This window comes from Labedaea rhizosphaerae, from assembly GCF_004362825.1.
In the GTDB taxonomy this organism is placed as follows: Bacteria; Actinomycetota; Actinomycetes; order Mycobacteriales; family Pseudonocardiaceae; genus Labedaea; species Labedaea rhizosphaerae.
Genome location: NZ_SNXZ01000008.1, coordinates 367,940 through 387,547 on the forward strand (window position 1 = coordinate 367,940; position 19,608 = coordinate 387,547).

Consider the following 19,608-nt stretch of genomic DNA (forward strand, 5'->3'; position numbering starts at 1 on the left):
ACACGTTGCACCGTAGGCAATCCCGATCCCTTACAGCGAACCGGTCGCCAGCAAACCGCCGTCCACGCGGACCGTCTCCCCGGTGATCCACGCCGCCTCGTCCGACGCCAGGAACGCCACCAGCCCGGCCACGTCCTCCGGCTCACCGAGCCGCTTCATCGGGTAGCTGTTCTTCAGCTGTTCCTCGCCGCCGGTGTAGAGCGCCTCGGCGAACTTGGTCTTCACGACCGCGGGCGCCACCGCGTTCACGCGCACCGAAGGCCCGAGCTGCCAAGCCAGCTCCTCGGTCAACCGGATCAAGGCCGCCTTCGAGGCCCCGTACGCCGCGATCACGCCGGAGGACCGCAGCCCGGCCACCGACGCGATGTTGATGATCGAACCCCCATGTGACGCCATCCAGGCCTTGAGCGCGAGTTGCACGTACCCAAGGGCCGCGACGACGTTCACGTCGAAGATCTTGCGGACCGCGTTCAGGTCGGCGTCCGCCAGTGCGCCGTACGTCGGGTTGATGCCCGTGTTGTTCACCAGGACGTCGAGCGAGCCGAATTCCTCGACGGTCCGCCGCACGACCTCCTCGCGCTGCTCGTCGACGCCGGTGTTGGCGGGCACGGCGAGCACGCGAGCCCCGTCCACGGAGGCCCGCAGCTGCTCGGCCGCGGCGTTGATCTGCTCCTCCTTGCGGGAGGAGATGGTGACCGCGGCGCCCTCGCGCAGCAGCCGCTCGGCGATGGCGTAGCCGATGCCCCTGCTCGACCCGGTGACGATCGCGGCCTTGCCCGTGAACCTCGCGCTGAACTCGGATGTCATGCCCGCACTCTAGTTAAGCGATCGCTTAGCCAGAAGCCCGGCGCAATCGACTGGCGGCCCTCACGTAGAGTGTGTTCCGTGGTTCGTACGGAATAGGTGACCGGAGGGCTCGCTTGTCACGGCAGGCGAGCAGCTGACCCCTGCCCGGCCACGCAATCCAGGAGCCTTCCGTTGATCACCGCAACCGACATCGAACTTCGCGCGGGTTCGCGCATCCTGCTCTCCGGCGCCACCTTCCGCATCCAGCCGGGCGACCGCATCGGCCTGGTCGGCCGCAACGGCGCAGGCAAGACCACCACGCTGCGCGTCCTGGCCGGCGAGGGCGAGCCCTACGGCGGCGAAGTGCGCCGCTCCGGCGAGCTCGGCTACCTCCCGCAGGACCCTCGCGAGGGTGACCTCTCCGTCACGGCCAAGGACCGCGTGCTCTCCGCCCGCGGGCTTGACGAGCTGCTGCGCGAGATGGAGAAGGCCCAGACGGCCATGGCCGAGCACGCCGCCGAGGCCCAGCGCGACAGCGCCGTGCGCCGCTACGGCCGCCTCGAGGAGCGCTTCGCCGCGCTCGGCGGGTACGCCGCCGAGAGCGAGGCCGCCCGGATCTGCTCGAACCTGGGCCTGCCCGACCGCGTGCTGGCCCAGCCGCTGCGCACGCTGTCCGGTGGTCAGCGCCGTCGCGTGGAGCTCGCCCGCATCCTGTTCGCCGCGTCCGATGCGGGCGCGGGCGGCAGCGCGGGCACCATCCTGCTGCTCGACGAGCCGACCAACCACCTCGACGCCGACTCGATCAACTGGCTGCGCGGCTTCCTCAAGGGCCACAGCGGCGGCCTCGTGGTGATCAGCCACGACGTCGAACTGCTCGCCGACGTGGTCAACAAGGTCTGGTTCCTCGACGCCACCCGCGGCGAGGTCGACCTCTACAACATGACCTGGCAGCGCTACCTCGACGCTCGCGCCACCGACGAGAAGCGGCGCAGGCGCGAGCGGGCCAACGCCGAGAAGAAGGCGGGCGCCCTGATGGCGCAGGCCGACAAGATGCGGGCCAAGGCCACCAAGGCGGTCGCCGCCCAGAACATGGCCCGCCGTGCGGAGAAGCTGCTCGCCGGTCTCGACGACGCCCGCCAGGCCGACAAGGTCGCCAAGATCCGGTTCCCGGAGCCCGCGCCCTGCGGCCGGACGCCGTTGACCGCGTCCGACCTGTCGAAGTCCTACGGCTCGCTCGAGGTGTTCGCGGGCGTCGACCTGGCCATCGACCGCGGTTCGCGAGTGGTCGTCCTCGGTCTCAACGGTGCGGGCAAGACCACCCTGTTGCGCCTGCTCGGCAGCATGGAGCCGGCCGACTCGGGCCAGGTCGAGCCAGGCCACGGCCTGCGCCTGGGCTACTACGCCCAGGAACACGAGACGCTGGATCACGAGGCCAGCGTGTGGGACAACATCCGCCACGCCGCGCCCGACGCGGCCGAACAGCAGCTGCGCACCCTGCTCGGCGCGTTCCTGTTCACCGGGGAGCAGCTCGACCAGCCCGCGGGCACCCTCTCCGGCGGTGAGAAGACCCGCCTCGCGCTGGCCGGACTGGTCTCCAGCAGGGCGAACGTGCTGCTGCTGGACGAGCCGACCAACAACCTCGACCCGGCCAGCCGCGAGCAGGTGCTCGACGCGTTGCGCCGCTACGAGGGCGCGGTCGTGCTGGTCACCCACGACCCCGGCGCGGTCGAAGCGCTGGAACCCGAGCGGGTGATCTTGTTGCCAGATGGGACCGAGGATCACTGGTCGCCGGACTACCTCGAACTGGTCCAACTCGCCTGAAAAGGTTGCTGAGCAACCGTTTGGGACCCCGCGATCGGGTGATCAGCGGATCACCACCCCGGTCGCGGGGTACGTGCGATCGGGCGACTTCCGCACGTTTTCGCTGGCTCGTCTGGCATTCCGGGCAAGGTTGTTCGATCATTGCGCGGGGAGGGGTCGTACGTGCTCCCAACCCTGGCGACGGAAGGCGGACAACGTGGCTGACCTCAAGAAAGGCGCGCGGATCACGGGCGTCACCCGCGACAAGCTAGCCACCGACTTGAAGAAGAAGTACGAAAAAGGCGCGAGCATCAGGGCCTTGGCCGAATCGACCGGTCGGTCGTATGGCTTCGTGCACCGCGTGTTGTCGGAGTCCGGCGTGACGCTTCGCGGTCGCGGTGGTGCCACGCGCACCAAGAAGAAGTAGTTCAGCTCGGTCGACCGGGCCCAGCGCCCGCGATCACCCCGGCGTCTGTTCGTGCCGCTGCTCGGCCACGGCACGGAACGCGATCACGGCGCCGAGCATCGCCACGGGATAAACCAGGTACCCCCACCTGGTCGCCGGAGCGAGCAGGATCGCGGCGGCGAGGCCCACGGCGATCCGGAGCATCGCGTCCGCACCGGTGCGCGGCGGGCGCAGCACGAGCCACGCGATCATCGCACCACCGGCGAGCAGCAACAGCAGCAACGCGATCGTGTGGCCGGCCGATCCGGTCGACGCGATCAGGTGACCCGGCAGCGGGCTCGCCGCGGGCGAATGCGCGCGGCCGAGCCCCGCCGGGAACTTGATCACGTGTTCGACGAACGACCCGGGATCGCGCACCAGCACCGGCACCACGAGCACGGCGCCGGCGGCCAGCAGCGCGCCGGCGAAGGCGGCGAAACCGCGCCACCTGGTCCTGGCGAGCACGAAGACCGCGAGCACGCCCAGCGCGGGCAACGCGGTCAGCTTCATCATCACGACCAGCGCGCAGACCACACCGGACCACGCCGCCGACGCGGGCCGGTGATCACGGGCGGCCAGCGCCGTGGCCAGCACGACCAGTGCGATCACCGGCAGGTCGTCGCCGGCGGTGCTGGCGATGAGGGTGGTGAGCGGGCTGGCGATCATGAGCAGCCCGGCCCCCACCGGCACCTTCGGCTTGCCCAGCACCCACAGCGCGAGACCGATCGCCACCGCGCTGCCCAGCACGAACATCAAGCGCGCGTCGGTGATGCCCGAGTTGCCGAACACCGCGCGCGGCAGCCCGAAGATCGTCATCGCCGGGCCGTAGGGCGTGTAGTCGTCGGGCACCGGCGCGCGCCCGAGCGCGTCCAGGTTCGTGTACGGCGTGCCGTGGTCGATCAGCAGCCGCGCCGAGCGCTCCACCACCCAGACCTCGGGTTGCGACGGGAACGACCACGGCCACGGCCCCCACACGTAGTTCGGGGACCGGCGGAACATCAGGTAGAACATCGGCGCGACGATCGCGAAGACCCCGACCACGCCGACCGGTGTCCACCGCGAGCGCAGGACCTTCGGCGCCGCGGCCCGGTCGCCGGTGCCCAGCCAGCACACGTGCACGAAAGCGATCAGGTAGCCGATGGCCGCGACGTTGCCCCAGACCCGGTAACCGTAGAACTCCGAGGCGAACGTGGTGACGGCGGCGAACACGAAACCGGCCCCATAGACGAGCAGGTCGGCCCGCACACCGCGGAACATCGCCATGACCTCGCCCCTCTTGCCCCCGGATGTCGCGGGGGAAGGCTATCCAACCGGGAAGCCTGGACGACGATGTGGTGTTGTCATTCAACATTCGAGGGGAGGTCGCCGTGGACGGAGCATGGATGCTCATGCACAGCGCCATGAACAGGGAGAAGGCGCCGAAGGGCATCGCCAAGGGGACGATGCGGCGGGTCTTCGGGTTCATCGGGCCCCACCGCAGGATGCTGATCGTCTTCCTCCTGCTCACGGTGATCTCCGCGGTGCTGACGGTGACCACGCCGCTGCTCGCGGGCCAGGTGGTCAACGAGATCGTCGGGCACGGCGCCGCGCGGACGGTGGTCGTGCTCGCCCTGGTGATCGCGCTGGTGGCGATCGTGGACGCGTTGCTGGGGGTGCTGGAGCGCTGGCAGTCCGCGCGGATCGGCGAGGGCCTGATCTTCGACCTGCGCCGCGCGGTGTTCGAGCACGTGCAGCGGATGCCGATCGCGTTCTTCACCCGCACCCGCACCGGCGCGCTGGTGAGCCGGCTGAACAACGACGTGATCGGCGCGCAGCGGGCGTTCACCTCGACCTTGTCGGGGCTGGTCACCAACGTGATCCAGCTGGCCCTCTCGCTCGCGGTGATGCTGACGCTGTCGTGGCAGGTGACGGTGCTCGCGCTGGTCCTGCTCCCGCTCTTCGTGATCCCGACCCGCCGGATGGGCAAGCGGATGGCCGACCTGCAACGCGAGTCGGCCGGGCTGAACGCCGGCATGACCACCCAGATGACCGAGCGGTTCTCCGCGCCGGGCGCCACGCTGGTCAAGCTGTTCGGGCGACCGCGGCTCGAGTCCGCCGAGTTCGCCGACCGGGCCCGCCGGGTGCGTGACATCGGCGTGCGCAACGCGATGCTGACCCGCTGGTTCATGACCGGGCTGACGCTCGTCTCCTCGCTCGCGCAGGCGCTGGTCTACGGGCTCGGCGGCTACCTGGCGCTGACCGGCCGGATCGAGCCGGGCACGGTCGTGTCGCTGGCGTTGCTGCTGACCCGGCTCTACTCGCCGCTGACGCAGCTGGCGAGCGCGCGCGTCGACCTGATGACCGCGCTGGTCTCCTTCGAGCGCGTCTTCGAGGTGCTCGACCTGGAACCGATGATCAAGGAGCGGCCGGACGCGCAGGCGGCGCCCACCGGTCCGGTGTCCGTGGAGTTCGACGACGTCCACTTCGGCTACCCGAGTGCCGAGCGGACCTCGCTCGCGTCGCTGGAGGAAGTGGCCACTTTGGACCAGCGGGGCGGCGTGGAGGTGTTGCACGGCGTCCGCTTCCGGGCCGAGGCGGGGTCGATGGTGGCGCTCGTCGGGTCCTCCGGCGCGGGCAAGTCGACGATCGCGTCGTTGGTGCCGCGGCTCTACGACGTGGATTCCGGCGCCGTCCGACTGTCCGGTGTGGACGTCCGGGACCTGAGTTTCGACGCCATCCGCGACATGGTCGGCGTGGTGACCCAGGACGGTCACCTGTTCCACGACACGATCCGGGCGAACCTGGCCTACGCGGACCCCTCGGCGACCGACGAGCAGCTGTGGGATGCCTTGCGGCGGGCCCGGTTGGCGCCGCTGGTGGAGTCGCTGCCGGACGGGCTGGCCACCGTGGTCGGCGAGCGCGGGTACCGGCTCTCGGGCGGCGAGCGCCAGCGCCTGACCATCGCCCGGTTGCTGCTGGCGCAGCCCCGGGTCGTGATCCTCGACGAGGCGACCGCCCACCTGGACTCCGAGTCCGAGGTCGCCGTGCAGGAGGCGTTGACGCACGCGCTCGAAGGCCGCACGGCGCTGGTGATCGCGCACCGGCTCTCCACGATCCGGGCGGCGGATCAGATCCTGGTCATCGAGGACGGCAGGATCGTCGAGAGCGGGACGCACGAGGAATTGCTTGCCGCCCAAGGCCGGTACGCCGACCTGTACCACACGCAGTTCGACGACAAGGTGGCTAACGCGGGCTGAGCAGGCGGGCGACCAGCTCGCGGAGCGTGGCCGTGAGCCGGCCGGTGTCGCCGCGGCGCACCAGGTGCAACACGAGGTCGCTGTGCAGCGCGCCGAGCAGGATGTGGGCGAGCAGTTCGGCGTCGAGTTCGGGTCGTGCCTGCGCGATCAGCGTGCTGACGTGCCGGTGCCAGTACTGGTACACCCCGCCCGCCTGGCGTTCTTCCTCTTCGTAGGCGGCGACCAGGGCGACGTTGCGGGTGGCGAGGTCGACCACCGCGTCGAGGAAGGCGCTCAGCCGGTCCGTCGCGGGTGCCCCGGGTCCGAGCGGCGGCGGACCGGTCTCGATGGCCTCGGTCAGGTGCGCCACACGCGTCTCCATGAGCGCGCGCATCAGGCCGGCGCGGCTGCCGAACCGGTGGAAGACCGTGCCCTTGCCGACGCCCGCCGCCTGCGCGATCTCCTCGACGGAGACGCGGCCGTTCTCGGCCAGGAGCCGCTCGGCCGCACGCAGGATCGCCGCGCGGTTGCGAGCGGCGTCGGCGCGCTCCGGCATGGTTCCTCCGTAGACAACTGGACCGTCGGTCAATATGGTAGCCACCAGTAACTGGACCGACGGTTCACTTAGTGGAGGCTTCATGCGTGCGGTGGTGCTACGGGAAACCGGTGGTCCCGAGGTGCTGGTTCCCGCGGAGGTTCCCGTGCCCTCACCAGGGCCGGGCCAGGTGCTGCTGCGGGTGGAGGCGGCCGCGGTCAGCGCCGGCGAGACGCGGATGCGCTCCGGCGCCATCCCGATGCCGTTCCCGCTGCCGGTGGTGTTCGGCGCGGAGGCGGTCGGTGTGGTCGAGGCCGTCGGCCCCGGAGTCGAGCCCGCGGTGCGGGACCGGCGCTTCGTCGGCGTGACCGGCGGTCGCGGCTCGTACGCGGAGTTCGCGGTGGCCAACCTCGCGATGCTGGCCGCCGTGCCCGACGGACTCGAGCCCACCGACGTCGTCGCGATGGCCGCGCCGGGCGCGATGGCGTTCGGGCTGGCGCGCAAGGCGGGCCTGGGTACGGGCGAGACCGCGCTGATCGAGGGCGGCTCGGGCAAGATCGGCAACTACCTCGTGCCGCTGGCCGGCCGGTCCGCCCGGGTCGTCGCCACGGCCGGCACGGCGCCAGGCCGGGACCGCGTGCGTGCGCTCGGGGCCGAGGTGGTCCTCGACCACTCCACACCGGACTGGCCGGATCGGTTGCCCGGCAAGGTCGACGTCGTGTTCGAGATGGTCGGCGGTGCGGTCGCGGACCGGCTGCTCGACGTCCTGACGCCGGGCACGGGCCGGATGCTGGTGTACGGCTCGTTGAGCGGTGCGCCCACCGCACTCGATGCCGCGAAGCTGCGCGAACGCGGTCTGCGGGTCATCGGCTGCGGTGGCCCCGGCTGGGCCGCCGACATCTTCGGCGTCGACCTGCCCGGCTTCCTCGCCGCGGCGGCGCGCGGCGAGGTGGCCAGGCCGGTGATCGAGGCGGTGCTTCCCCTGGCCGACGCGGCCGAGGCCCATCGCCGGCTGGAGGCGGGCCGGCTGGTGGGCCGGGTCGTGCTCGTGCCGTGAGAGCGGCTCAGCTCAACGGCGGTTCAGCTCAGTTGGGGCACGCGCGGCGCGTACTTCGCCAGCAGGCTCGAGTTGGCCTCGTCGCCGCCCGGCACGTTCGAGCTCCGCCACAGCGGCAGCTCCTGGTGCATCGCCGCCGCCGTCTGGGAAAGCTTGGCGAGCACCTGGTTCCACAGGTAGGCGTTGACCACAGTGGACAGTGCGGCCGTGTGCGGCGCCTCCGGCGGGTACACCGAGTCGCCCGGCGGGACCAGCGTGTCCAGCACGATCGTCGCGTTCTCGGCCAGGGTGCCCGCGGCGGAGCGGGGCGGGGCCGCGGCACTGGCCGGCCCGGAGGTCACCGCGATCACCGGGCAGCCGATCGCCCGCCCGGTCACCGCCAGCTCCACCGGGTACGGGTTCACCCCGGACGTCGAGAACACCACGACCACGTCGTGGCCCGACAGCGGGACCTCCTGCAGCACGCGTGCGGCCAGCCCCTGCTCGCGCTCGGTCGACGTCGAGGTCATCGCGCCGTGCATGGGCAGCAGGTCGTGGTGGTAGAGCGGGCGCACGCACGCGAGGCCACCGGCCCGGTAGAACGTCTCGGCCACCGCGGCGAGCGAGTGGCCGGCCCCGCCGGAGAGGATCAGGCCGTCCGCGCGGATGCAGGCGAGGAGCAGGTCCGCGACATCGGTCAGCGCCTCGGCGTTGCGCTTGTCCACCGCGTCGAGGTGCTTGCGCACCAGATCCCCGAACTCCGGGCTCATGTCGGCAAGTCCTCCGGTCGGTCGGCGTCGGCGCCGATGGCCACGTCGGCGCAGTCCACGTTGATCACGTCATGATCCCGCAGATACTCCCGTGCCCCCTTGTCGCCCGTGGCACCGGCCACCGCGCCCGCCCAGTGTGCCCGGCCCAGCGCGACCGGGTGCCCGGGTTCGCCGTCGTACACCGCGCGCACCAACGTCTCCGTGGTCACCAGGGACGCCACGCGCCGGACGGCCGCCGCTGTCAGGCCGGGTGTGTCGACCGGGACCACGACGGCCGCCGTCACATCGACAGCGGTCAGCGCCGCCAAGCCCACGCGAAACGACGATCCCATCCCGGAGGCCCAGTCCGGGTTGTCCACCAGCACGGCATCGCCCAGCGCGGCCCGCGACCGGACCTCGGCCGCCTGAGCGCCCAGCACGACCACCACCGGCTCACACCCGCCGTCGCGCAGGACCGCGGCCGCGTGCTCGACCAGCAGCCGCCCCCGGTGCTCCACCAGCGCCTTCGGCATGCCGAAGCGCCGCCCGCCACCGGCGGCGAGCAGCACGCCGGCAACGCTCACGGGTGCTCCGCGAAGTGTTCGAGCAGCAGCGCGCTCAGCTGTTCCGGCGCCTCCTCGGGCACCCAGTGCGACACGTCCTCCAGCATCTCGAACCGGTACGGCCCGGTGACGTGCTTGGCCGTGCCAAACGCGCCGGTCGAGCCCAGCGCGGTGTCCTCGGTGCTCCACACGTACAGCGTCGGCACCGCCACCGGCCCGCACGGCGGGTTGAACTTCATCGCGCGGTACCAGTTCAGTGCGGCGGTCAGCGCGCCTTCCTCGGCGAAGCGCTGCACGTAGTCCTCGATGCGTGAGGGCGGCGGCTTGCGGTCGTACATCTGCCGCAACGCCTTCGCGTTGTCGGCCAGCAGCTGCTTCTCGGCCTGCTTGCCCTGGAAGGTCTGCATGTAGCGCGACATCGTCTGCTGCTCGGGGTCCTCGCGCAGCGCGGTCGCGAACGCCGCCGGGTGCGGCACGGAGACGGCGGCCAGTGTCCGCACCCGGTCCGCGTGCTGGGCGGCCGCGTGCCACGCCACGGCCGCGCCCCAGTCGTGCCCGACGAGGTCGAACTTGGTCCAGCCGAGCGCGTCGGCCACCGCGAGCACGTCGGCCACCAGTTCGTCCACCTTGTAGTCGGCCACATCCGGCGGCCGCACGCCGGGGGAGTAGCCGCGCTGGTCGAACGCGACCGCGCGCAGGCCGTTCGCGCCCAGCGCGCCCAGCTGGTACTCCCACTGCTGCGCGGACTCGGGGAACCCGTGCAGGAACAGGACTTGCCGCCCGTCCTCGGGGCCGGCCGCCAGCCCGTCGAACGTCCCCGTGGGTGTCGCTACCTGGATGTGATCGACCACGGAACCGACCATAGCGCCCACCACCGACACGACCGTGAGCGTGCTCACCACGTCCGAACGCCGATTGGCTGCGAATATCGACGTTGTGACCCGAACGGAACCCGCGATCCGGGTGTGGCCCGCGCAAGGGCAGACCGAAGCCGTCGTGCTCGTCCTGCACGGCGGGCGCGAGCACGGCCGGCGGCCGGTGCACGCGCTGAGCCTGGCCTACCTGCGAATGGTGCCCATCGCCAAGGCGATCGCCCGCGCGAGCGCGCACCGGGGCGTGGCGACCTGGCTGCTGCGCGACCTCGTGCAGGGCTGGAACGCACCGGACCTGTCCCCGGTCGCCGACGCCAGGTGGGCGCTGGAGCGCATTCGCCGGCGGCACCCCGGCGTGCCGATCCTGCTGGTGGGGCACTCGATGGGCGGGCGGGTCGCGTTGCGCGTGGCGGACGACGAGGCGGTGACCGCGGTCTGCGCGCTCGCCCCGTGGACCCCGCCCGGCGAACCGGTCGACCAGCTTGGCGGGCGGCTGGTGCTGATCGCGCATGGCGACGCCGACCGGGTCACCGACCCGCGGGAGTCCTATGCGTACGCGACGCGTGCCAAGGCCGTCACCGACCGCGTGCTCCGCTACGACGTGCGTGGCGAGAAGCACGCGATGCTCCTGCGCGCGAAGGACTGGAACCGTTTGGTCACCCGGTTCGTGCTGGGTGCGCTGGAGCTCGAGCCGTTCGAAGTGGACGTGACGAAGGCGATGACCCAACCGGCGCCCGGCGGGCTACGAATTCCGCTGTGACCCGCGTTTACTGGTGATGGTGGGTGCGCTGGGGCGCACCGAGGTGGAGGAGGTGTCGGAGTGAGTACCGCGGCAGAACTCTCCGCGCGTGGCGGCGCACGGCCCGACGACAAGCCCGACCCGGCGCGGTGGGGCGACCTCGCCCAGCCACCGCAGGCACCGGTGAAGGCGAAGATCGCGGCGGCGCTCTTCCACCGCGCCGTGCGCTCGCTGCCGGTCCGCGTCGTGCTGCCGGGCGGCCGCACGCTCGGCGCGGGTGGGGCCGGCGCGCCGGAGATGCGCCTGCACCGGCCCGGCGCGTTCTTCCACCGCCTCGGCGCCGACGCCAAGATCGGCTTCGGCGAGGCGTACATGGTGGGGGACTGGACCAGCCAGGCCCTGGCCGACCTGCTCACCGTGTTCGCCGAGCGGCTCACCGTGCTGATCCCGCCGGGCCTGCAGAACCTGCGCCGGTTCGTCGAACGCACCCAGCCCGACACCGAGGACAACACGATCGCCGGTGCGCGGCACAACATCCACCGCCACTACGACCTGTCCAACGACATGTTCTCGACCTTCCTCGACGAGACCATGACGTACTCCAGCGCGTTGTTCGCACCGGGCAGCGACGACCTCGCCGACGCGCAGCGCCGCAAGATCGACAGCGTGCTGGACTACGCCGCCGTCGGGCCGGACACCCACGTGCTGGAGATCGGCACCGGATGGGGAGCACTCGCCATCCGGGCGGCCCAGCGCGGCGCGCGGGTCACCTCGCTCACCATCTCCACCGAGCAGAAAGCCCTTGCCGAACAACGGATCGCGGCAGCGGGCGTCGCCGACCGCGTGCAGGTGCTGCTGCGCGACTACCGCGAGGCCAACGGCAGCTACGACGCCGTGGTCAGCGTCGAGATGATCGAGGCGGTCGGCGCGCGCTACTGGCCGGTCTACTTCGGCACGGTCGGCAAGCTGCTGCGCCCGGGCGGCCGGTTCGGCCTGCAGGCCATCACGATGCCGCACGACCGCATGGTGGCCACGCAGTCGTCATACACGTGGATCCACAAGTACATCTTCCCCGGCGGCATCATCCCGTCGGTGACCGCGATCGAGCAGGCCGTCGCGAAGAACACGTCGCTGCGGATCCGCGCGTTCAAGGACTTCGGCATGGACTACGCGCGCACGCTGCGCAAGTGGCGTGAGACGTTCACGACCCGGTCCAAGGAACTCGGCGCCCTGGGCTTCGACGAGACCTTCCGGCGGATGTGGGAGTTCTACCTGGCGTATTCCGAGGCGGGCTTCCGCGCGGGCTACCTGGGCGTTCGCCAGTTCAGCATCGGCTGAACGACCCCACTAGGGTCTGGTGGCGCAACCTGTTTCCGGGTGGCACGTCTGCATACAAAAGCCCGAAAACACCGATACGAGGGAGCGCCGCTGTCGTGAGCTACGGGTACGGGGACCCACGGGACTCGCGCCGTCCCGCGCCGGGGCGGACCCAGAAGCTGCCGATCGGTGGTCAGGACGACTACGGCCGGCCGCAGCAGGGCCAGCACCAGCAGGGCCAGCACCAGCAGGGCCAGCATTACGACGAGTACGGCCGCCGGGTCAACTACGACAACGCGGCGCCTCGGCGTGCCGATCCGCAACAGCAGTACCGCAACCAGTACGCCGATCCCTACGGCGACGAGTACGGCGAGCCGCAGCGGGGCGGTCCTGGTGGCCCGGGCGGTCCTGCTGGTCCAGGCGGGGTGGCGCCGGCCGCTCGGCCGCGCAAGGGGCGGCGCTGGGGCCGGATCGTCCTCAGCGTCTTCGGCGTGATCCTGTTGCTGATCGTGGCCGCCTGCCTGTACGTCGAGCTGTCCATGAACCGGGTCGAGGCCATCACCGACTACCCGGGTCGTCCCGCCGAGGGCGCGGGCACGAACTGGCTGATCGTCGGCTCGGACAGCCGCGAAGGCATGACCGCCGAGCAGGAGAAGGAGCTGTCCACCGGCGACGCGGGCGGCCAGCGCACCGACACGATCATGCTCATGCACATCCCGGACAACGACACCAAGCCCACGCTCGTCAGCTTGCTGCGTGACTCCTATGTGGACATCCCGGGCTGGAAGAAGAACAAGCTCAACGCCGCGTACGCCCACGGTTACGCGCAGGGCAAGGCAGAGGGCGCGGCGCAGTTGCTCGTCAAGACCGTCGAGGGCAAGACGGGGCTGCACATCGACCACTACATGGAGATCGGGTTCGGCGGGTTCGCGAACCTGGTCGACGACGTGGGCGGCGTCGACATCTGCGTGAAGAAGGCCATCAACGATCCGAAGGCCGGCATCAAGCTCAAGGCCGGCTGCCAGGAACTCGACGGCAAGAACGCCCTGGGTTACGTGCGCACCCGGGCCACGGCGCGGGCCGACCTCGATCGCGTGACCCACCAACGGGAGTTCATCAGCGCGCTGACCGACAAGGCCACCAGCTTCGGCACGATGATCAACCCGTTCCGGATGATCCCGCTGATCGCGGACGCGCCGGACGCGATCACGGTCGACTCGGGTGATCACCTGTGGAACCTGCCCGGCCTGGCGTTCGCCATGTCCGGTGCGGGCGACGGCAGCCTGATCACGACGACGGTCCCGTGGGACGCGGCCGCCTCGCACAACGTCTCCGGGATCGGCTCGGTGATCGAGTGGGACGACAAGAAGGCGCCGCAGTTCTTCGACGACCTGAACCACGACCGCGCCATCCCGGCCGACCTGATCAACTCGACCGGCTGAGGTAGGGGTCGCAACCCAGGTCGGCGATTGCCGACCCGCCTCTCCGGAGTTTCCGGAAGCGGTTGCGTTGAATCGACACGCATCGGCTTCGTGGGTTTCCGTGGTTGGGTTGCGTCCCGTTCCCCTTGGCCGCCGGTGGACAGCCCCGCGAGCGTCATGACCGGCTCACTCAGCCCAGGTCGGCGATTGCTTCTATCTCCACGACGAAGCGGGGGTCGACCAGCGCGGTGATCGCCACGAGGCTCGAGGTCGGGCGCGGTTCGGGCAGGACGTCCAGCAGGACCTCCCGGACCGCCCCCAGGTCGGCGATGTCACGCAGGAAGTACGTCACCTTCACCACGGCCGGCCAGCCGAGTTCGTGCTCGGCAAGCAGTGCCTCGATCTTGTCGAGCACCACCCGTGTCTGCGCGGCGGCGCCCTCGGGCACCGACCCGTCGGGCAGGGTCGGCACCTGCCCGGCCACGAACAGCAAGGGCCCCTTCGCGACCCGGGTCATCGAGTACGGCTGCCCCGCGGTCACCGCTTGGCCCGGGCGCGCAGGATTTCCAAAGCCTTGTCGGCGTGGGAGTTGAACCGCAACTCGCTGGCGATCACCTCGAGCACCGTCCGGTCGGTGTCGATCACGAACGTCTGCCGCTTGGTCAGCAGCGGCCCGAACCGCCGCCGCACACCGAACTGCGTGGCCACCGCACCGTCCGGATCGGACAGCAGCGGGTAGTCGAACCCGTGCATGCCGGAGAACTCCGCCTGCTTGTCCACCGCGTCCGGGCTTATCCCGACCCGCGACGCGCCGACCTCGGCGAACTCCGCGGCGAGGTCGCGGAAGTGGCAGCTTTCCTTGGTGCAGCCGGAAGTCATGGCGGCCGGGTAGAAGAACAGCACGACCGGGCCGTCGGCGAGCAGGTCGCTGAGCTTGCGTGGCGTACCGGTCTCGTCGGGGAGTTCGAAGTCGGGTGCGGTGTCGCCTGCCTGCACGGGGATCCCTTCGTCGCGCGGACGTCGGGATCAGCCTACGGGGCGCCGGGTGCGCCAGCGGGTGAGGACGGCGGCACCGACCTGATCGGCGCTGACGCAGGCCAACTCGAGTTCCGGTCCGTCGGCGGGGAAGAGCCCGCGCCCGCTGCCGAGCACGATCGGGAAGGTCATCAGCCGGAACTCGTCCACGAGGTCCGCGGCCATCAGTTGGTCGACCACGCTCGCGCTGCCGATGACGACCACGTCGCGTTCCTCCTGCTTGACCGCGTCGAGCAGGTCGCCGTCGACCAGCCGCGAGTTCGCCCAGGCCGACACGTCGGACCGGGAGTGGGACGCGACCAGCTTCGGCATGGCGTTCATCCGCTGGGAGAACTCGTCGTCCCGGTTCGGCCAGAGCCGCGCGAACAGCTCCCACGTCGTGCGGCCGAGCAGCATCACACCCTCGTCGAAGATGGGCCCGAGCCGGAACTTGTCCCCGGCGACCGCCTCCGGGCCGAACCGGAACGCCCAGCCACCGCGCCCATGGGTTCCGTCGGTGCCGTCGGACCCGTCGGGGTCGGTCACGATGCCGTCGAGGGTGGTGAACTGGCAGACGATCACGGTCATGGTGTGCTCCCTCGGTTTCGGTGTCGGGAGGTATACCGGCGCCGTGCCTCGAGCTCATCGGTGCGACCATGATCGATCGTGCGGGGTGTGCGGGCGGCGAAGGCCGTCACGGAGGTGTGTTCGCCGGCCGTCGTGGTGTTCCTGTTGCCGGTGGCCGTGGCGTGGCAGGCGACCGGCTACCGGGTCCTGCCGACGATCGGCTGGGGCCTGGTGGTCGCGGTGTTCACCAGCGTGCTGCCGATGGTCTTCATCGTCCGGGGCGCGCGGCGCGGGCGCTGGGACGGCCACCACGTGCGCGATCGCGAGCACCGGTTCGTGCCGCTCATGGTGGCGTTGGGCTCGGGGGTCGCCGGGCTCGTCGTCCTGCTGGCCGGCCACGCGCCGCAGGACGTCGTGGCCCTGGCCGCCTCGATGCTCGTGACGCTCGCCGTGTGCATCCTGATCACGCGCTGGTGGAAGGTCTCGCTGCACACCACGGTCGCCGGTGGCGCGGCCGCCACGATCGCGTTGCTCTACGGCCCGGCGTGGCTGGCGTTGTTCCTGCTGGTGGCGTTGATCGGCTGGTCGCGGGTGGTGCTGACCGACCACACCGTGACCCAGGTCGTCGCCGGGGCGCTGCTGGGGCCGGTCAGCGGCGGCGCGGTGTTCCTGCTGCTGCGCTGACGCCTTTCTCCTTGGCCGTCTTCGGTTCGGTCTCGCTCAGCGCGTCGACCAGCCGGTCCAGCGCGGGTAACGCGGTCAGCACCGACTGGCGTTCGGGCTCGGTGAGCCCGTCGAGCGCGACCGAGAGCCGCCGCTCGTGCGCTTCCTGCCAGTCGTGCAGCTTCGCCCGGCCGGCGTCGGTCAGGGTCACCCGGGCGACCCGGCGATCGGCCGTGTCGACGGTCCGGAGCACCAGTCGGGCGTCGGTCAACTGCTGCACGAGCCCGCTCACCGTGTTCGGCGCGAGCCGCAGCAGGTCGGCCAGTTCGCCGACCCGGGCCGGTTCGTGCTCGGCCACGCACATGAGCAGCTCCACCTGCGCCATCGGCAGCGACTCCCAGGGGTAGTCGGTGCGGATGCTGGTGCGCAGGGCCCGGCGAAGCCGGGTGACGACCTCGGTGAGCCGGTGCGCGTCGGTGGTGACCTGCGACATGTCCAGAGCGTATCCAGTTGGTCGCCCGCGATAGTGGGTATTCCTCTCTGTGGGACACCCGGCGGGAACTGAGAGTTCGGCCACTGGTTAGTTGCCGCTCCGACAGTAGGACGTCAAACTATTCTTGTACGCTCTGGAGTGTCAGGAGGCATGCCGATGAGTGGCCAAGCGGAACTTCACCGCCCGGTGAACCCGGTCCGGTTCGTGACCGCGGCGAGCCTGTTCGACGGCCACGACGCCGCGATCAACATCATGCGCCGCATTCTGCAGTCCCAGGGCGCCGAGGTGATCCACCTCGGGCACAACCGCTCGGTCGCCGAGGTGGTCAACGCCGCGATCCAGGAGGACGTCCAGGGCGTCGCGATCAGCGCGTACCAGGGCGGGCACGTCGAGTACTTCAGCTACCTGGTCGAACTGCTGGCCAAGCACGGCGCCGGGCACGTGAAGGTGTACGGCGGTGGCGGCGGGGTGATCGTGCCCGAGGAGATCAAGCTCCTGCACGAGCGCGGGGTCGCCAAGATCTTCGCGCCCGAGGACGGCCAGAAGCTCGGCCTCGCCCGCATGATCAACACGATGATCGAGGCCTGCGACACCGACCTGGCCGCCGGTCCCGCCCCGGAGCCGGAGGCCGTGCTCGCCGGGGACCAGGGCGCGCTGGCCCGGGCCATCACCCTCGCTGAGGCGGGCGCCCTGCCCGACGCGCTGCGCACCGCGGTCGAGGCGGCCGCCAAGGACCGGCAGGTCCCCGTGCTCGGCATCACCGGCACCGGTGGCTCCGGCAAGTCGTCGCTGACCGACGAGCTGATCCGCCGGATCCGCCTGGACCAGCAGGACAAGCTGCGCATCGCCGTGATCGCGGTCGACCCGACCCGCCGGCGTAGCGGGGGTGCGCTGCTCGGCGACCGGATCCGGATGAACTCCCTCGACGGCGACCGGGTCTTCTTCCGCTCGATCGCGACCCGCGGAACTGGTTCGGACCTGCCCGACGGCCTGCGTGACGCCATCACGGTGGCCAAGGCCGCCGGCAACGACCTGGTGATCGTCGAGACGCCCGGCATCGGCCAGGGCGACGCCGGTGTGGTGCCGTTCGTCGACGTCTCGCTGTACGTGATGACGCCGGAGTTCGGCGCCGCGTCGCAGCTGGAGAAGATCGACATGCTCGACTTCGCCGACTTCGTGGCGATCAACAAGTTCGAGCGGCGCGGCGCCGACGACGCCCGCCGCGACGTGGGCCGCCAGCTGGTGCGCAACCGCGAGGCGTTCGGCAGGTCCTGGGAGGACATGCCGGTCTTCGGCACCAGCGCCGCGACCTTCAACGACGACGGCGTGACCGCGCTCTACCAGGCGCTGCGGGAGGACCTGGCCGGCCGCGGCCTGCCGATCACCGAGGGCGTGCTGCCCGCGGTGTCCGGCAAGGTGTCCACGACCGCGGCGACGGTCGTGCCCGCCGCCCGCGCCCGCTACCTGTCCGAGATCGCCGACACGGTGCGGGGCTACCACGCCGAGACCGACGAGCGTGTCGAGCAGGTGCGCCGCCACGCGGCCCTGCGCCGCGCGGCTGACGAACTGGCCGCCGCCGACGCGTCCACTGAGGACATCCAAGGGCTGCTGGCCAAGGGTTCGCTGAACCCCGAGGACGTCCAGGCCCTCGAGGAGTGGCCGAAGACGGTCGAGGACTACACCGCGGACGAGCTCGTGGTGAAGGTGCGGGACAAGGAGATCCACACCCAGCTCTACCGGGAGACGTTGTCCGGCAACAAGATCCCGCGCGTCGCGCTGCCGAGGTTCGACGACGAGGGCTCGCTGCTGCGCTTCCTGCGCAAGGAGAACCTGCCGGGCCGCTTCCCGTTCACCGCGGGCGTCTTCCCGTTCAAGCGCGACGGTGAGGACCCGGCCCGCATGTTCGCGGGCGAGGGCGACGCGTTCCGCACCAACCGCCGGTTCAAGCTGTTGTCCGAGGGCAACCCGGCGACGCGGTTGTCCACGGCCTTCGACTCGGTGACCCTCTACGGGCGCGACCCCGACACCCCGCCCGACGTCTACGGCAAGATCGGCACGTCCGGCGTGTCCATCGCCTCGCTCGACGACATGAAGGCCCTCTACGACGGCTTCGACCTGACCGCGCCGACCACGTCGGTGTCGATGACGATCAACGGCCCGGCGCCGACGATCCTGGCGTACTTCCTGAACACGGCCATCGACCAGAACGTCGCGAAGTTCGAGGCCGAGCACGGCCGGGAGCCCTCGCCCGACGAGCGCGCTTCCATTGCCGCACAAACGCTTGCGAATGTGCGCGGCACGGTGCAGGCCGACATCCTCAAGGAGGACCAGGGCCAGAACACCTGCATCTTCTCCACGGAGTTCAGCCTGCGGATGATGGCGGACATCCAGGAGTGGTTCATCGCCAACAAGGTCCGCAACTTCTACTCGGTGTCGATCTCCGGCTACCACATCGCCGAGGCCGGGGCCAACCCGATCAGCCAGCTGGCGTTCACCCTGGCCAACGGGTTCACCTACGTGGAGTCGTACCTGGCCCGCGGCATGAAGATCGACGACTTCGCGCCGAACCTGTCGTTCTTCTTCTCCAACGGCATGGACGCCGAGTACTCGGTGATCGGCCGGGTCGCCCGGCGGATCTGGGCGATCGCGATGAAGGAGCGCTACGGCGCGGCAGAGCGGTCGCAGAAGTTCAAGTACCACGTGCAGACCTCTGGCCGGTCGCTGCACGCGCAGGAGATGCACTTCAACGACATCCGCACCACGCTGCAGGCGTTGTGCGCGCTCTACGACAACGCGAACTCGTTGCACACCAACGCCTACGACGAGGCGATCACCACGCCGACGGAGAGCTCGGTGCGCCGCGCGATGGCCATCCAGCTGATCATCGGGCGCGAGTGGGGGCTGTCGAAGAACGAGAACCCGTTGCAGGGCTCGTTCATCATCGACGAGCTCACGGACCTGGTGGAGGAAGCCGTCCTCGCCGAGTTCGACCGGATCTCCGATCGCGGCGGCGTGCTGGGCGCGATGGAGACCGGCTACCAGCGCGGGCGCATCCAGGACGAGTCGATGCTGTACGAGCAGCGCAAGCACGACGGGTCGCTGCCGTTGATCGGCGTCAACACGTTCCTGCCCGACCACGCCGACGACGAGCCGATGACCATCGAGCTGGCGCGTGCGACCGAGCGGGAGAAGGAGTCGCAGGTCGAGCGGACGCGTGCGTTCCAGGAGGCCCACCGGACGGAGGCGGCCGAGGCGCTGGCCCGGTTGCGTGCGGCGGCGGCGAGCGACGAGAACGTGTTCGGCGTGCTCATGGACGCGGCGCGGGTGTGCACCCTGGGCCAGATCACCGAGGCCTTCTTCGAGGTCGGCGGCCAGTACCGCCGCAACATGTGA

General features: G+C 70.6%; 19 protein-coding genes. 9 read left to right on the forward strand and 10 right to left on the reverse strand.

Features of this window, described 5'->3' with window-relative positions:
* Nucleotides 1–30: 30 nt before the first annotated feature.
* Complete coding sequence (locus EV186_RS34450; RefSeq protein WP_133853676.1) at nt 31–807, reverse strand: SDR family oxidoreductase; 777 nt, start codon at nt 805–807, stop codon at nt 31–33.
* Between the two features lie 171 nt (nt 808–978).
* Between EV186_RS34450 and EV186_RS34455 the strand changes: the two genes are divergently transcribed.
* Nucleotides 979–2,607: an ABC-F family ATP-binding cassette domain-containing protein gene (locus EV186_RS34455; protein WP_133853677.1), complete on the forward strand. Its 1,629-nt coding sequence runs from the start codon at nt 979–981 to the stop codon at nt 2,605–2,607.
* A 196-nt stretch (nt 2,608–2,803) separates the two neighbouring features.
* The gene (locus EV186_RS34460; RefSeq protein ID WP_133853678.1) at nt 2,804–3,013 is read left to right on the forward strand and encodes a helix-turn-helix domain-containing protein; all 210 of its coding nucleotides are present in this window, start codon (nt 2,804–2,806) and stop codon (nt 3,011–3,013) included.
* A gap of 33 nt (nt 3,014–3,046) precedes the next feature.
* On the opposite strand, the gene EV186_RS34465 is transcribed toward EV186_RS34460, so the two are convergent.
* A complete protein-coding gene (locus EV186_RS34465; RefSeq protein WP_133853679.1) occupies nt 3,047–4,294 on the reverse strand; it encodes a glycosyltransferase 87 family protein in 1,248 nt (415 codons plus the stop codon).
* Between the two features lie 125 nt (nt 4,295–4,419).
* Between EV186_RS34465 and EV186_RS34470 the strand changes: the two genes are divergently transcribed.
* Entirely contained in the window at nt 4,420–6,267 is a 1,848-nt protein-coding gene (locus EV186_RS34470) for an ABC transporter ATP-binding protein (RefSeq protein WP_133853806.1), read from the forward strand.
* Here the strand turns inward: EV186_RS34470 and EV186_RS34475 are convergent.
* The gene (locus EV186_RS34475; protein WP_133853680.1) at nt 6,254–6,802 is read right to left on the reverse strand and encodes a TetR/AcrR family transcriptional regulator; all 549 of its coding nucleotides are present in this window, start codon (nt 6,800–6,802) and stop codon (nt 6,254–6,256) included. The two genes, EV186_RS34470 and EV186_RS34475, sit on opposite strands and share 14 nt — an antisense overlap.
* 82 nt (nt 6,803–6,884) lie before the next feature.
* Here EV186_RS34475 and EV186_RS34480 point away from each other — a divergent pair, with 82 nt between their 5' ends.
* Nucleotides 6,885–7,838 carry a quinone oxidoreductase family protein gene (locus EV186_RS34480; RefSeq protein ID WP_166659461.1) on the forward strand — a complete coding sequence of 318 codons (954 nt, stop codon included), beginning with the start codon at nt 6,885–6,887 and terminating at the stop codon, nt 7,836–7,838.
* Between the two features lie 23 nt (nt 7,839–7,861).
* Here EV186_RS34480 and EV186_RS34485 read toward each other — a convergent pair whose 3' ends face one another.
* From EV186_RS34485 to EV186_RS34495, 3 genes are read right to left on the reverse strand one after another with little or no spacing between them, the layout of a single operon-like run.
* Nucleotides 7,862–8,587 carry a sugar isomerase domain-containing protein gene (locus EV186_RS34485; RefSeq protein ID WP_133853682.1) on the reverse strand — a complete coding sequence of 242 codons (726 nt, stop codon included), beginning with the start codon at nt 8,585–8,587 and terminating at the stop codon, nt 7,862–7,864.
* Nucleotides 8,584–9,150: a nucleotidyltransferase family protein gene (locus tag EV186_RS34490; RefSeq protein ID WP_133853683.1), complete on the reverse strand. Its 567-nt coding sequence runs from the start codon at nt 9,148–9,150 to the stop codon at nt 8,584–8,586. The genes EV186_RS34485 and EV186_RS34490 overlap by 4 nt, the downstream gene beginning before the upstream one ends.
* On the reverse strand, nt 9,147–9,980 hold the full coding sequence (locus tag EV186_RS34495) for an alpha/beta fold hydrolase (RefSeq protein ID WP_133853684.1): 834 nt from the start codon (nt 9,978–9,980) through the stop codon (nt 9,147–9,149). The genes EV186_RS34490 and EV186_RS34495 overlap by 4 nt, the downstream gene beginning before the upstream one ends.
* A gap of 85 nt (nt 9,981–10,065) precedes the next feature.
* On the opposite strand from EV186_RS34495, the gene EV186_RS34500 reads away from it, so the two are divergent.
* The 3 genes from EV186_RS34500 (at nt 10,066) to EV186_RS34510 (ending at nt 13,499) form a co-directional block, all read left to right on the forward strand.
* Complete coding sequence (locus tag EV186_RS34500; RefSeq protein WP_133853685.1) at nt 10,066–10,761, forward strand: alpha/beta hydrolase; 696 nt, start codon at nt 10,066–10,068, stop codon at nt 10,759–10,761.
* A gap of 60 nt (nt 10,762–10,821) precedes the next feature.
* On the forward strand, nt 10,822–12,078 hold the full coding sequence (locus EV186_RS34505) for an SAM-dependent methyltransferase (protein WP_133853686.1): 1,257 nt from the start codon (nt 10,822–10,824) through the stop codon (nt 12,076–12,078).
* 95 nt (nt 12,079–12,173) lie between these two features.
* Nucleotides 12,174–13,499 (forward strand): LCP family protein, encoded by a 1,326-nt coding sequence (locus EV186_RS34510; protein WP_279538352.1) that lies wholly within the window; start codon nt 12,174–12,176, stop codon nt 13,497–13,499.
* A 169-nt stretch (nt 13,500–13,668) separates the two neighbouring features.
* Here the strand turns inward: EV186_RS34510 and EV186_RS34515 are convergent, their stop codons facing one another.
* Genes EV186_RS34515 through EV186_RS34525 form a run of 3 tightly spaced genes read right to left on the reverse strand, consistent with a single transcriptional unit; the run spans nt 13,669 to nt 15,080 of the window.
* Nucleotides 13,669–13,995: a RidA family protein gene (locus EV186_RS34515; RefSeq protein WP_133853687.1), complete on the reverse strand. Its 327-nt coding sequence runs from the start codon at nt 13,993–13,995 to the stop codon at nt 13,669–13,671.
* Between the two features lie 20 nt (nt 13,996–14,015).
* Nucleotides 14,016–14,474: a peroxiredoxin gene (locus EV186_RS34520; RefSeq protein ID WP_133853688.1), complete on the reverse strand. Its 459-nt coding sequence runs from the start codon at nt 14,472–14,474 to the stop codon at nt 14,016–14,018.
* A gap of 30 nt (nt 14,475–14,504) precedes the next feature.
* The gene (locus tag EV186_RS34525; RefSeq protein ID WP_133853689.1) at nt 14,505–15,080 is read right to left on the reverse strand and encodes a dihydrofolate reductase family protein; all 576 of its coding nucleotides are present in this window, start codon (nt 15,078–15,080) and stop codon (nt 14,505–14,507) included.
* A 78-nt stretch (nt 15,081–15,158) separates the two neighbouring features.
* Here EV186_RS34525 and EV186_RS34530 point away from each other — a divergent pair, with 78 nt between their 5' ends.
* Nucleotides 15,159–15,743 carry a phosphatase PAP2 family protein gene (locus tag EV186_RS34530; protein ID WP_341815962.1) on the forward strand — a complete coding sequence of 195 codons (585 nt, stop codon included), beginning with the start codon at nt 15,159–15,161 and terminating at the stop codon, nt 15,741–15,743.
* On the opposite strand, the gene EV186_RS34535 is transcribed toward EV186_RS34530, so the two are convergent.
* Complete coding sequence (locus EV186_RS34535; protein ID WP_133853690.1) at nt 15,709–16,215, reverse strand: MarR family winged helix-turn-helix transcriptional regulator; 507 nt, start codon at nt 16,213–16,215, stop codon at nt 15,709–15,711. The two genes, EV186_RS34530 and EV186_RS34535, sit on opposite strands and share 35 nt — an antisense overlap.
* Before the next feature lie 156 nt (nt 16,216–16,371).
* Between EV186_RS34535 and icmF the strand changes: the two genes are divergently transcribed.
* Nucleotides 16,372–19,608, forward strand: a complete 3,237-nt coding sequence (icmF, locus tag EV186_RS34540) for a fused isobutyryl-CoA mutase/GTPase IcmF (RefSeq protein ID WP_133853691.1) — start codon at nt 16,372–16,374, stop codon at nt 19,606–19,608.